This is a genomic window from Arthrobacter sp. Br18, from assembly GCF_000520555.1.
GTDB lineage: Bacteria > Actinomycetota > Actinomycetes > Actinomycetales > Micrococcaceae > Arthrobacter_D.
Window position 1 is genome coordinate 24,189 of record NZ_KI914868.1, and the last position, 13,183, is coordinate 37,371.

General features: G+C 66.9%; 12 protein-coding genes and 2 pseudogenes. 8 read left to right on the forward strand and 6 right to left on the reverse strand.

Annotated features, from left to right (window positions below):
• Positions 1-147: 147 nt before the first annotated feature.
• The 4 genes from Y704_RS0110715 to Y704_RS0110730 all read left to right on the forward strand — a co-directional run bounded on the left by Y704_RS0110715 (position 148) and on the right by Y704_RS0110730 (position 3,999).
• Entirely contained in the window at positions 148-735 is a 588-nt protein-coding gene (locus Y704_RS0110715) for a CGNR zinc finger domain-containing protein (protein ID WP_081747568.1), read from the forward strand.
• A gap of 70 nt (positions 736-805) precedes the next feature.
• Positions 806-1,708 (forward strand): hypothetical protein, encoded by a 903-nt coding sequence (locus tag Y704_RS0110720; protein ID WP_026550115.1) that lies wholly within the window; start codon positions 806-808, stop codon positions 1,706-1,708.
• Between the two features lie 161 nt (positions 1,709-1,869).
• Positions 1,870-3,198 carry a short-chain fatty acid transporter gene (locus tag Y704_RS0110725; RefSeq protein WP_051476936.1) on the forward strand — a complete coding sequence of 443 codons (1,329 nt, stop codon included), beginning with the start codon at positions 1,870-1,872 and terminating at the stop codon, positions 3,196-3,198.
• Positions 3,199-3,267: 69 nt separating this feature from the next.
• Complete coding sequence (locus Y704_RS0110730; protein WP_026550117.1) at positions 3,268-3,999, forward strand: GAF and ANTAR domain-containing protein; 732 nt, start codon at positions 3,268-3,270, stop codon at positions 3,997-3,999.
• 27 nt (positions 4,000-4,026) lie between these two features.
• Here Y704_RS0110730 and Y704_RS0110735 read toward each other — a convergent pair whose 3' ends face one another.
• The 4 genes from Y704_RS0110735 to Y704_RS0110750 are packed head-to-tail and all read right to left on the reverse strand — an operon-like array spanning position 4,027 to position 7,920.
• Entirely contained in the window at positions 4,027-4,803 is a 777-nt protein-coding gene (locus Y704_RS0110735; protein WP_026550118.1) for an SDR family NAD(P)-dependent oxidoreductase, read from the reverse strand.
• A gap of 1 nt (position 4,804) precedes the next feature.
• A complete protein-coding gene (locus Y704_RS0110740; protein ID WP_026550119.1) occupies positions 4,805-5,530 on the reverse strand; it encodes a FadR/GntR family transcriptional regulator in 726 nt (241 codons plus the stop codon).
• Positions 5,520-6,458, reverse strand: a complete 939-nt coding sequence (locus tag Y704_RS0110745; RefSeq protein ID WP_026550120.1) for an NAD(P)-dependent oxidoreductase — start codon at positions 6,456-6,458, stop codon at positions 5,520-5,522. The genes Y704_RS0110740 and Y704_RS0110745 overlap by 11 nt, the downstream gene beginning before the upstream one ends.
• Before the next feature lie 7 nt (positions 6,459-6,465).
• Entirely contained in the window at positions 6,466-7,920 is a 1,455-nt protein-coding gene (locus tag Y704_RS0110750; RefSeq protein ID WP_026550121.1) for a four-carbon acid sugar kinase family protein, read from the reverse strand.
• Positions 7,921-8,064: 144 nt separating this feature from the next.
• Here Y704_RS0110750 and Y704_RS0110755 point away from each other — a divergent pair, with 144 nt between their 5' ends.
• The 4 genes from Y704_RS0110755 (at position 8,065) to Y704_RS0110770 (ending at position 11,758) form a co-directional block, all read left to right on the forward strand.
• Complete coding sequence (locus Y704_RS0110755; RefSeq protein ID WP_026550122.1) at positions 8,065-9,576, forward strand: GntP family permease; 1,512 nt, start codon at positions 8,065-8,067, stop codon at positions 9,574-9,576.
• Between the two features lie 57 nt (positions 9,577-9,633).
• Entirely contained in the window at positions 9,634-10,503 is an 870-nt protein-coding gene (locus Y704_RS0110760; RefSeq protein ID WP_026550123.1) for an aldo/keto reductase, read from the forward strand.
• Positions 10,504-10,624: 121 nt separating this feature from the next.
• Positions 10,625-10,930, forward strand: coding sequence for a hypothetical protein (locus tag Y704_RS0110765; protein ID WP_026550124.1), 306 nt, complete (start codon positions 10,625-10,627; stop codon positions 10,928-10,930).
• A 126-nt stretch (positions 10,931-11,056) separates the two neighbouring features.
• The gene (locus tag Y704_RS0110770) at positions 11,057-11,758 is read left to right on the forward strand and encodes a type 1 glutamine amidotransferase domain-containing protein (RefSeq protein ID WP_026550125.1); all 702 of its coding nucleotides are present in this window, start codon (positions 11,057-11,059) and stop codon (positions 11,756-11,758) included.
• Between the two features lie 57 nt (positions 11,759-11,815).
• Here Y704_RS0110770 and Y704_RS20545 read toward each other — a convergent pair.
• Together Y704_RS20545 and Y704_RS23470 are read right to left on the reverse strand one after the other, a co-directional pair.
• Positions 11,816-12,835 (reverse strand): annotated as a pseudogene (locus Y704_RS20545) (LLM class flavin-dependent oxidoreductase).
• Between the two features lie 29 nt (positions 12,836-12,864).
• Positions 12,865-13,183, reverse strand: a pseudogene (locus Y704_RS23470) (hypothetical protein); the annotation flags it as partial.

Here is a 13,183-nt window from a genome sequence, read left to right on the forward strand (position 1 = left end):
CCGGAATGGAGAGCCTGCCGATGCCAGCGAAAACCACAACGAGGGTAAGGACGTAAAGTGCGCTGATCATGACGGTGCCCCTTTCACAGCTCCCGCTGCGTAATGGTCTAATAGAGCTATAACACTGACAATACGACGATTGGAGTAATGGGTCAAGTGCATTTTGCCTATGACACAGAAGACGTCCTGGAATTCAGCGTTGCCCTCGCGAACACCGACGCCGCCGCTTCAACGTCCGGGGATGATGAACTCGCCACGAAGGAGCACCTTGGAGGGCTCATAGCGGACCACCGATTCTCCGGGCGCATCGACGGGGATGACCAGGAACTGGCCGACATGGTGGGCCTTCGCCGGGACTTCCGCCGAATCTGGGCGCTGGACCGCGACGCCATGGTGAAGGAGGTCAATGCGATTCTGGAAAGCGGCGAGGTGCTGCCCCGGCTCGCCCGCCATGACGGGCTGGACTGGCACCTGCACGCGGCGTCACCCGATGCTCCCCTTGCGACGCGCATCCGGCTGGAACTGGCCCTTGCGCTGGTTGACGTCATCCGCGCGGCGGAGACCGAACGGCTGCGTGTCTGCGAAGCTGACGATTGCGCCGGGCTGCTTCTCGACCTGTCCCGCAACCGCTCGAAGCGCTTCTGCAGCGTGCGGTGCGCCAACCGTGTCAACATGGTCGCCTACCGCAAGCGGCAGTCCACGGACGCCGACACTGACGCCTACACTGACGCATGACTGATCGTTCGGCTGACAGCACCCCCGAAAGCCCTGTTGCCGCACGGGCAGCACCGACCGGCAGGATCCCATGGACATCGGCACCGTTGCCACCGAACTGTATGCGTTGCCGCTCGAGAAGTTCACGGACGCGCGCAATGAGCGGGCCCGGGATGCTGCACGCTCCGGCGACCGGGACCTCGCTGCGCTGCTGAAGAAACTTCCGAAGGCGTCGACGGCGGCGTGGCTCGTCAACATGCTCGTGACCCACCGGCGCGATGAGGTGGAGCAGGTGCTCGAGCTGGGGAACTCACTGCGCGAAGCGCAGGAGGGCAGCGACCGCGCCCAGCTCCAGGCGCTGGGCCAGCAGCGGCAGCGCCTGTTGGCGGCGGTGGCCCGGTTGAGCCTCGACGTCGCCGGCGAACTTGGTTCCGACGTCGGCCCGGCTGCCCTCGGTGACGTGGAATCGACGCTGCGGGCGGCCATGACCGATCCCGCGGCGGCCGCTGCGGTCCTCACGGCCCGCCTGGTGCGTGCACTTGAGGTCTCAGGCTGGGAGCCCGTCTCCCTCGAAGGAGCCGTCGGTGGTCCGGAGGAGAGCAGTTCGGCTCCGGCCGATGCGGAGCAGTCCGGTGCGGAGCAGTCAGGTGCAGAGCCGCGGATCCGCCTGCTGGAGCAGGCCCGAACAGAACTCAGCCGGGCCGAAGCGGAAGTGGAGCGGGCGGACGACGCCGCGGAGGAGGCAGTTGCCCTCGCGCAGCGGACCGGAGCCACGCGGGACGGTCTTCTCGCGTCCATCGAGGACCTGCAGGAGCGCCTGGCTGCCCTCGCCGAGGAGCTCGACCGTGCGGAGGAGCAGGCACGCGAGGTCGAACACTTTCGCCGCGAGACCGCCGAGGCGGCCGAGTCGGCACGGGCCGCCGTCGAGGAGGCCCGCGCCGCCGTCGAGGAGGCGCGGACAGCTCTCGACGCGGCCGACGCCGAACGCACCTAGAAACCGTCGCCGGCCGTTCCAGGCAGGAGGCGGCCGCATCGTAAGCTGGGGAACAGTGCCCGGCCGCCGGCATGCCGTGACAGCGCCGTCGAACCGAGGAGACCGAAGTGCCTACTGCCTATCCTGAACCCCGAGAGAAAGCATCCGGCATTTCCGCCGCCATGCGGCCCGTGAACTCGCTGGTGGAACGCTACATCCCCAGTGCCCTGGTGTTCGCCGTGGTCCTCAGCCTGGTGGTGGCGATCCTGGCCCTCGTCTTCACCGATGCCGGGCCCGTTGACGTACTGGTCGGGTGGGGTGACGGGCTGGCCGGCCTGCTCGCGTTCATGACGCAGATGGCGCTGATCCTGCTCCTGGGCCACACGCTGGCCAACACCGGGCCGGTGCGAAAACTTCTGACGGGGCTCGCCGGGCTCCCCAAAACGCCGACGCAGGCCTACGTCTTCGTTTTTCTGGTTGCTGCAGTGGCCTCGCTCATCACGTGGGGACTCGGCCTGGTGGTCGGTGGCCTGCTGGCAAAGGAAGTCGCAGCGCAGGGGCGGAAGAAGGGCATCCCGCTCCATTTCCCCATGCTCGTTGCCGCGGGGTTCTCCGGCTTCGTGGTCTGGCACATGGGGTACTCCGGTTCCGGGCCGCTGACGGCTGCAACCGAAGGATCCTTCATCGCGGAGCAACTCGGCCGCACCATTCCCATCACGGACACGACCTTCACCTGGTGGAACATAACGGCCGCCGTCGCCACCATCGTCGTCGTCGGCACCGCGCTGGCCCTGGTGGCTCCGAAGCAGGGCGACAGGATCGTCGAACTGCCCGCCGAGGCGCATGCCGACGACGACAGCGCCGCCATTGACGAGGCAGTGCTCACGCCCGCTGACCGCGTGGATGCAAGCCGGATCCTGACCACCGTCGTCGGCCTGGCGCTCGTCGCCTACCTGGTGGTCCACTACGTGCAGGGCGGCACCGCGACGCTGGACATCGTGAACTGGACGTTCCTGGCGCTGATCTTTCTGCTGGTCCGCAGCCCCTTCGAGCTCATCGGCCTGACCAAGAACGCGGCGTCCAACGTCGGTGAGATCCTCCTACAGTTCCCGCTTTACGCCGGAATCATGGGCATCATGACGACGACGGGGCTCATCGCGGTCTTTTCCGATTTCCTGGTGAACATCGCCACCCCCGGCACCTTCGGCGTTCTGGCGCTGCTCTCGGCGGGGCTGGTGAACTTCTTCGTCCCCTCGGGCGGCGGACAGTTCGCGGTGCAGGCACCCATCATGCTCGACGCCGCGAACCGGCTCGGCGTGGACCCGTCCGTAGCCATCATGGCCGTCTCCTACGGCGACCAGTGGACGAATATGATCCAGCCGTTCTGGGCTCTGCCCTTGCTGGCTATTGCGGGACTCAAGATGCGGGACATCCTCGGTTACACGATGGTCACCCTGATCGCGTCCGGCATCGTGTTTGCGGGGATTCTGCTGATTGTGGGCGCGGGCTGAGTTCCTGCGCAGCAGCCGCACTTTTCCGGACCACTCGGTGAGAGTTGTAATTATCCGTAAGCTGGGCGCATGACAGAAATGAACGGCGGCGGTTCAGTGGCCGGCCAGTTGCAGCACCTTCTCCTTGCTTCCGACAACATCCATCTCTTCCTCGAGTCGTTTGCCGTCCACACCTCGAAGATCCTCGAGCCCGCGGTGACGGTGATGTGCGGGGTGACGCTGAAGCAGCGCAACAGAGCCACCACTGTCGCGAGCAGCAGCATGGAGGCGAAAGTCCTCGACGAGGTGCAATACGGCTATGGCGACGGCCCGTGCCTCGACGCCGTACGAACCGGAAGCACCAACGTCATCCAGGATGCGCGCACCGACACCCGCTGGCGCGACTACCTCTCTGCGATCAGCGACCGCGGATACTTCTCGGCACTGGGTGTGCCGCTGATGAGGGACGACGACGGCGGGGCGGCAGTCAACCTCTACGCGAAGGAACCCGGAGCCTTCACGCCCGAGGTGGTGGAGCAGGTGCAGGAGTACGCCGCTGAGGCCTCGATTGCACTTCAACTCGCCCTGCAGTTGTCGAAGTACCAGGACGCCGCCGCGAACCTGAAGTCCGCAATGGAATCGCGGACCAATATCGACATCGCCGTCGGCATCATCATTGCGCAGAACCGCTGTTCGCAGATCGAGGCCATCGAGATCCTCCGGAAGGCCTCCAGCCACCGGAACGTGAAGCTCCGGGTCGTTGCCGGGGACATCGTCCGGTCGGCCACCGGTGGAGCGGTTGAGACGCACTTCGCGACCTGAGGTGCAGCCCGAGGCCGGCTTCCTGTACTAGGAGATCTGCAGCCCACCGTTGATGTCGTAGGTGGCCGCGGTGATGAATCCGGCGTCTGCGCCCATCAGGAACGTCAGCAGGGCCGCGATGTCGCGCACGGTACCTACCCGGCCCACCAGGATGTCCTGTGACATCGCCTCCTTCCGGTCATCGCTGAGCGCACCGCCCATGATGTCGGTGTCCACCGGGCCTGGGGCAACGCAGTTCACGGTGATGCCGTGTTCGCCCATCTCGCGGGCCAGCGCGCGGGTGAAGCCGATGATGCCGGCCTTGGATGCACTGTAGGCGACCTTCGAATAGGTTCCGCCGCCGCGCTGCGCGGAGATGGAGGAGATACTGACCACGCGGCCGAGTTTGCGTTCGATCATGCCGGACAGCACGCGCTGGGTCACCAGGAAGGTCCCGGTCATGTTGATCGCGAAGACACGTTCCCACCCCTCCTTCGTCTCGTCCATGAATTCGACGGGCGAGCTGATGCCGGCGATGTTGGCCAGTGCAACCACCGGGGGCAGCGATTCCTCCACCCTGGTGATGGCCAAGTCCACCGACTCCTGGTCGGCGACGTCGGCACGGACGCCGAGGGTCCGGACGCCGTGCCTGGCAGCGATCTCCTCCGCTGCGTGCGCTGCGGCGTCGCCGTCGATGTCCAGGATGGCGATGCTCCATCCCTGAGCGGCGAGGAGGTCCGCCGTGGCCCGGCCGATTCCGCGCGCTGAGGCAGCTCCGGTCAGTACTGCGGTGCATTCGGTGGGAAATGTGGGGGTTCCGGTCATGTCATCCATCTCCTTGGAGGGTTTGGTCCTGTTTGCTGATGTAATGCTCAAAATCTTCAAATGTCTGGTTGATGTGCGCATCCATCGCCAACCGGGAGGCTTCGGGGCTTCGTGAAGCGATGGCGTCGAGGATCAGCCCGTGGTGCGTGATTGCATGACGCTGCACTTCGGGAAAGGCCGACGTCTCCCGGCGCAGAACATAGAGGAGCTGTGCCAGCTGGCCCAATAGCACGGGGACGAAGGGGTTGGCGGATGCCCGGAGCACGGCGTCATGGAACGCCAGATCGGCGGTCGTCACCGCGTCGAGGTCCTGCGCGGCGTGGGCTGCCCCCAGGTTCCGGTTCGCTGCCGCCATCTGCTCGAGGTCGGCGGGCGTGGCGTGGAGCGCAGCCAACTCGGCGGCGCCGGTCTCCACCATCCGCCGGACCTCGAGGAGACGCAGTGCCACCTGGTTCGAAGCGATGCCGCGCGATGCCGCCTTCAGGATCGCTTCGAGGCCGGTCCACTGGTCCGGCGGATTCACGAAGGTGCCGAGCCCCCTGCGCACGGACACGATGTTCTGGGCCTGCAGGGTCTTCAGTGCTTCCCGGACGGTCAACCGGCTGACATCGGAGGCCTTCGCCAGCTCCGCCTCGGGAGGCAAGGGAGCATGGGGCGCAATCTCGCCCTGGAGGATGCGTTCGAAGAGTTCCTCGAAGACCGATTCAACGAGTGATTTACGCACCAGGTCCATCCTCTCCCCGGCGGGCACGCTTCGCCGGTGCCACCACCCGGATCACCGAGGAATCATCGTCCAGACCGAAGCCCTGCGCCTGGCCCAGCAGGAAAAGCTGCTCCGCGGCTGCCGCGACGGGAGTGGCCAGTCCCTCTGCACGCGCTGCGTCGCCCACGATCCCCAGGTCCTTGACGAAGATGTCGAGCCTGCTCAGCACCTCCGCGCCGTCCTCGGCGTAGGCCTCGAGGATGCGCGGACCCCGGTTCGAGAGCATGAACGAACCGGCCGCACCGGCCTCCAGGGCGGCGAGGGCCTTTTCCTGGTCCAGGCCCAATGCGTCGGCCAGTGCGAGGGCTTCGGCAGCGGCTGCAATGTGGACGCCACAGAGCAACTGGTTGACGGTCTTCAGCGCCTGTCCGTCCCCGGGCCTGTTCCCGACCACGGTCAGGGTCGAGGCGAGCCGCTCGAGGACGGGGCGCACCTTTCCGAGCACTGCCGGATCCGCACCCACCACGATGAGCAGGTCCCCATCTCCGGCCCGCTTCGGCCCACCGGAGAGCGGCGCATCCACCAGATCGATCCCGAACCCGGCCAGCCGTTCGACGACCCCGGGGATGACTGCGCGTCCCACGGTGCTGGTCATGATGACGACGGCGCCCGGCTCGAGAACCTCGGCAACGCCGTCCTCCCCGAAGAGTGAGGACTGCAACTGTTCCGCGTTCCGGACAGCGAGGAGGACGGTGTCGGCTCCTGCGGCGGCGCTGCGGGCTGAGGTGTGGGGGGTGACGCCGTCGTTCCCGGCAAGTTCCCGCCGTCCGGCATTGATGTCGTAGCCGGCAACGGAAAAGCTGCCCGCCAGTCGTGCCGCGATGGGCAGTCCCATCGCGCCAAGGCCGAGGACGGCGATCGTGTACCCGCGGCTCTCCGTCGAGCTGTCCATGGCGTCCTTATCTCTGGAAGGTGGTGCTGAGCTTGCGGACAACGTCCAGCAGGGAGTCGTCGTCGCCCACGTTGCCCGCGAAAACCACGAAGGGGATGCCCCGCGCCGGCCCGTCGACCGGCTCCCACAGCGACACGATGCCGGGGAGCATGGGACCGCGGACGACCGCGTGCCGGATGGCGAGGCCGTGCGCGGCGACGTCGGAGGAGGTGATGCCGCCCTTCGCGACGACGAACCGGGGCGGTGCCGCCGCCAGGGTGCGACGCACCACCGCCACCACTCCGGCCGAGACCACCCGGGCGATCCTCAGGCTTTCGGCAGGGTCCTCCGATTTCACCAGGAGCCGGCTGGTGGAGAGGATGACGTCCCCCGTGCCAAGGGCCGCGACGACGGCGGCGACCGTCCGTTCGAGCTGGTCGCCGGCACGCGCCTCGTCCAGCAGGTCCTCGACAGCGAGTTCGACCGTCGTCGCGTTCGGATGCCGGGTGGTCAGTGCGGCGAGCTGCCGTGTGGTGACCCCGACGTGGGATCCGACCACCACGAGCCCTCCGGTCCGGGACGCGGGGCTACCTGCAGGGAACACCTCCTCGGCGGTGAGGGCCTCCCGCTCGCGCTGCCCGATTCTTGCCCGAACGAAGGGCGGCCCCACACGGTAGAGCAGTTTCTTTCCGCGCGATTCGGCCTCCGCCAGGCCGAGGGCGAGCGCCCGCAGGTCGTTCTCGGTGACGATGTCGGCCACGATCGGAGCGGAATCGGCTGCGGGAGCGATCGCCTCCGCGATCCCTTCCGTTCCCCCGCGGACAACAGCAAGATCCAGGACGATCACGTCGGCCGCAGGGAAGCGCCCGGCCGACTTCTCCTCCACATAGCGGGCAAGCTCGGACCAGGAATACCCGAACGTGGCATCGGAAGCGAATTCGGTGGCGGCGACCGGGATCAGTCCGCCGGCGCCGTCCCTCATGTAGTGGATACCCCCGATGGTGATCCGGCCCGCATCGGGGAACGCCGGCACGATCACGACGCCATCGGTACTCTGCCCGGTCACCTCCGAGAGCGTCGCGGCGATCACGTCCGGCTCGAGGGGGTAGTGCCCGCGAAGTGTGGAATCACTGCGGCTCACGAACCCGAGGGCGATCCCGGAATCTTCCGCAGCGGCCAGCGCGTTGGTGACGGCTTCCCGGTTACGCGCTGCAGCCTCGTCCGGCCCGAGGCTCCGGGTATTGGTGAGCACATAGACCGCGGGGGCCGCGGCGCCCGCGATGCGGAAGGTGAAGGCCCACGCGAAATCCGCCGCCTCCCAGCTGGTGAGGACGGGCAGGTCCGCGACGGACTGCGTACCCGTGGGGTCGTCGTCGAGCACCACCAGGACCCGGCGCGAGGCAGCCACCGACGCCGCGACCGTTCGGGGGTCAACTGCGTTTTCAGCGGGAAAGCCCGACAGGAGTTCGGATTCCGTGATCAAGGGTTGCCTCTTTGCTGGAAAACACTTGTCAGATGTCATATGCCCGGTGTTAGTGTTTCAGCCAGCGCTAAACCCGTCAATGCCGGCGCGTGGCAGGTCCGTGCAACGCCGCGCGGGCATTGTTTCCTGAAGGAGCGAATCACCGTGGATCTACAACTTTTGCTGGCGCTGGCTCTGGGGATTGCGACCATTATCGTGCTGGTGCTCCGCACGCGGCTGGACGCCTTCGTGGCGTTGCTGATCGCCGCCCTGGTCACTGGCATCGTTGCGGGCCAGGCGCCTCTCGAGATTGTCACCGCCATCACCACCGGCTTCGGCAACACCCTTGCCTCGATCGGCATCGTCATCGGTCTCGGTGTGGGCATCGGCAAGATCCTTGAGGTCTCGGGCGCCGCCAATTCCCTGGCGCTGGCGTTCCTTCGCATCTTCGGCAAGGGCCGCGAGCCGTGGGCCATGGGTAGCGTGGGCGCACTGGTCTCCATTCCGGTCTTCTGTGACTCCGGCTATGTGATCATGAACCCGCTGGCACGTTCCATCGCCCGGGTGAAGCGCGCCGGCTACGTCACCCTGGCCCTGGCGCTCGGCTGCGGCATGACCCTGACGCACCACATGGTCCCACCCACTCCCGGCCCGCTCGCCGTCGCCGGCATCCTCGGGGCCGACCTCGGGGCGCTTATTCTCGGAGGGCTGATCTTCACCGTCCTCCTCCTGCCGATCGTCATCTTCTACGCTAAGTGGATGGGGCCGAAGCTCGAATCGTCGGTGTCGGAAGAGGTCCGCGAGGCCGTGTACGGAACGGCCTCGGTCGGCTCCCGGGGTGGATCCGGCCACCTGGAGCGGGGACCCGAGGGAAGTGGCTCCCATGAGTTGTCCGGCGGCGCGAACAACAGGGCAGACGACGACTTTGCGCCCGCCGATCCCGCCGTCGACCTCGGAACACCTCCGGCCGGAGCGAAGCCCCACCACGTCGGCGCCCTCCTTGGTTCGCTTCCCCTGCTCATTCCGCTGCTGCTGATCGTGGTCAACACCGTCACCGGCGCCATCGACCAGAATGCGCAGGGCGTGCTCGGCGGCGAGTACGAGCCGTCCGCCTGGGTGGTCCCGTTCGCCTTCGTCGGCAATCCGGTAGTCGCGCTGATCATCGGAGTCCTGCTGGCCGTCTACCTGCTCCTGCCGCGCTGGACCCCGCGCTCCAAGGTCCAGGGCTGGTTCGCCGAAGCGGCAGCCTCGGCGGGGCTCATCCTCCTGATCACCGGCGCCGGCGGCGCGCTCGGCCAGGTACTGCGCAGCTCGGGTGTCGGCGATGCCCTGGCCGAAGCCATCGCGGCCACTCCCCTCCCCGCGTTCCTCGTTCCCTTCCTGATCGCTACGCTGGTCCGCATCGCCCAGGGTTCCGGTACCGTCGCCATGATCACGGCAGCGTCAGTCACTGCTCCGCTGGTCACCACCCTCGGCATCGACCCGCTCCTCGCCGCCCTGGCCTGCACCGCGGGATCCATGGTGTTCAGCTACTTCAACGATTCCTACTTCTGGGTGGTCACACGCTTCACCGGCCTTGAGGGAACAGCGGCACTCAGGGGCTGGTCGGGCATCACGACGGCGGTGTGGGCGGGGTCCATCCCGCTGCTGTTCATCGCCAACTTCGTGCTGGGCTAACGTCCCGGCGGAGACGTCGGCCGGAATAACGGACTGGCGCCCCCGGTTGCCGCCAGCATGACCCAAAACACCGATGTACTCCGCGACGTATCTCCGACCATCGACCTCAAGGACCTCGGCACCGTCCATCGCCTGGGCTTCGGCGCCATGCGCATCGTGGGCGACGGCGTCTGGGGCGAGCCCGCCAGCCGCGGCACCGCCGTCGACGTCGTGCGCCGTGCTGTTGAACTCGGTGTCGATTTTCTCGACACCGCCGATTCCTACGGGCCCAACATCAGTGAGGAAATCATCGCCGAGGCGCTTCACCCCTACCCCGACGGCGTCCGGGTCGGCACCAAGGTGGGCTTCACCCGCACCGGTCCGGGCCAGTGGATTCCGGTCGGCAGGCCCGAGTACCTGCGCCAGCAGACCGAACTGAGTCTCCGGAAGCTGAAGGTCGACTCGCTGGACCTGCTGCAGCTGCACCGCATCGATCCCAAGGTCGACGCCGACGAGCAGTTCGCCGTGCTCCGCGACCTCCAGCAGGAGGGCAAGGTAAAGGCACTCGGGCTGTCCGAGGTGAGCGTCGACCAGCTCAAGGCCGCCGGAAAGTTTTTCACGGTCTCCACCGTCCAGAACCGCTACAACCTGACCGACCGCACCTCCGAGGACGTCCTGGAGTACGCCACGGAGCAGGGCATCGGTTTCATTCCCTGGGCTCCCATTTCCGCAGGTGAACTCGCGCAGCCGGGCGGTCCGCTCGCTGAGGCAGCCGAGCGGCTGAACGCCAGCACGTCCCAGGTGGCCCTCGCCTGGCTGCTGCGCCGCTCCCCGGTGATGATGCCGATCCCCGGCACGGGCTCGATTGCCCACCTTGAGGACAACATGGGCGCGGGAAGCGTCAGCATCGACGACGCCACGTACGAGGAACTCGAGAACGCGCGCTAGGTCCAGCTCCGGAAAGGCCCGCTCCAGCAACATCGGAGCGGGCCTTTTTGGCACCTCGGAACCTCGCTCCTTCGCGGGCGGCCGCACTAGACTTGGACCACTTACGTCTCAGGAGGTCAGCGTGGATCCCAACAGTTCGGCAGAATCCCAGTTGGTACCGATCGTCCTTTCGGAAGTGGGACCCCTTGAGGCGGACCCGGTTGTTCAGGTTCTGCCCACCCCTGTTACGGTTCCGGATCCGGGGGTGCCGGCGAGCGCCGTCGTTGCCTTCCCGACGGAACAGGATTCCTCTTCTTTCGAGAGGAACCTCGCTGCGCTGCGGCGGAATAACTCATTGCCGGGGGAAACCGTCACCGGCGTCTCCGAACCGATGCCTGCATTCGGTTCACGCTGCGTGCCCGTTGGTATCGACGGCGACGGCGACTGACCCGGTTGTTTCCCGGCGGCTTACCGGACTGATGGAATAGGTCCCGCGCAGCGCACGTTCCCCTCATGAACGCCTTTCCCCCTACGGGTGCGCTCTCCGAACGCGCCCGAGAAGGAGTACATCTCCATGGCCAACATCCTGATGGTTGTCTCATCCGCCGACTCGCTCACCATGAAGGACGGCAGTTCCCACCCCACCGGTTACTGGGCGGAGGAACTCGTGGTCGCCCACCGGACCCTGCGGAACGCCGGGCACACTGTCCAGCTCAGCTCGCCGGGCGGCGTGAAGCCGACGGTCGACCAGGTAAGCCTCGACCCGCAGCAGGCCGGCGGCGAGGAAAAAGCAGCAGACTTCCGTGCCTACCTCGAGGAAATCGATGACGAACTTTCCGCCCCGCGGATCCTCGCCCACATCGATCCCGCCGCCTACGACGCCGTCGTGATGCCCGGCGGCCACGGTCCCATGGCTGATCTGTACGCGAACAAGGACCTCGGCCGGGTCCTGATCGCCGCGAACAACGAGGGTAAGGTCATCGCCCCGTTCTGCCACGGCCCGGCCGGACTGCTGAGCGCGGTGGACGACGGCGGCACCTTCGCCTTCGCAGGACGCCGCGTCACGGTGTTCACCAATGAGGAGGAGCTGTCCGGCGGAACCGGCGAGAACACGCCGTGGTTCGTGGAGACAGAGCTCCGCGACAAGGGCGCCGTTGTCGAGACCGGCGCAGCATGGGCGAGCGTTGTCGTGCGCGACGAGAACCTCATCACCGGGCAGAACCCGCAGTCGAGTGAGGACGTCGCGAAGGAAGTCATCGCGGCACTCGCGGAGTAGCCCAGCTCCTCCATGGACGGCAGCGGGTGGTCACCAGAGTGACCACCCGCTGTTCGGCTACCGCCAGCCTGCGTCGGGCGCCACGAGCGTCAGGATACTTTCGAGCAGTTCCGCGTTGTACCCGACGCCCAGCTGGTTGGGCACAGTCACCAGCACGGTGTCGGCCTCCCTTACCGTGGAGTCTGCCGCAAGCTGCTCGGCGATGACGTCGGGTTCGCCGATGTAGCTCCTGCCGAAGCGTGAGCGCACCCCCTACAGGTTGCCCACCTGGTCCTTGCCGTCCACCTGCGACCGCAATCCGAAGTAGTGGCGGTCGGTATCGCTGACGATCGGCAGAACGCTCCGGCTGACGGAGACCTTGGGCACACCCGGGTGTCCGGCGTCGGCCCACGCTTTCCGGAAGATTCTGATCTGCTCGGCCTGCAGCTCGTCGAACGGCACACCGGTGTCCTCCGTCAGCAGGGTGGAACTCATCAGGTGCATGCCCTGCGCCCCCGCCCACCGGGCCGTGGCGCGCGTTCCCGAACCCCACCAAATGCGCTCGCCCACTCCGTCCGACTGCGGCTCAATTGCCAGTCGGCCCGATTGCCCGCTCATGCGCGGGTTGGCATCGGCCATCCCCGAGCCCGCGATCGCCGCACGGAAGATGGCCGCCTCCTGCCGTGCGTCATCGGCGTCACTGCTGTCCTCCGGGGGCACATACCCGAAGGCTTCGTAGCCGTTGAGCGCGGGCTCGGGAGAACCCCTGCTGATCCCGCGCTGCAACCTGCTGCCGCTGATCAAATCGGTGACTGCCGCTTCTTCCGCCATGTACAGCGGGTTCTCGTAGCGCAGGTCGATGACGCCCGTGCACAGCTCGAGACTGCTGGTCCGTGCCGCCATCGCGGCGAGCAGTGGGAAGGGCGAGGCCAGTTGCGGCGCAAAGTGGTGCACCCGGACGTACGCGCCGTCCACGCCGAGTTCCTCGGCCGCCACCGCCAACTCCACGGTCTGCAGGAGTGCGTCACCGGCAGTGCGCACAAAGGACCCGGGGACGTCCTGATAGTGGCCGAAGGAGAGGAAACCGATGCGCTTCATGTCCGTCGCAGCGACACCAGCGACCCCTCTCAGCTTCCGGGGGTGCGCTCAGTGGGGACTGCTTCCGCAGGCGTCGCACCCGCCGCTCCCGGCCGTTCCTCGCGGAGGAAGAAGGCGCCCAGCGATCCCGCGAGGGTAGCGAAGACCGCCACCGAGTAGACAGCGAGCAGTACCTGCAGGATGCGTGGGAACGCGCCCGTGGGCGTCAGGCCGCTGCCGGTGATCGTGGCCATCGCCGACTCGAACAGGGAATCGGCGTACGTCTCGTGCGACCCCGTGGCGTACAGCAGTTGGCTCGAGGCAAGGATGACGACGGCGGTCACTGCGACCAGCCAGCCGATGCGGCTC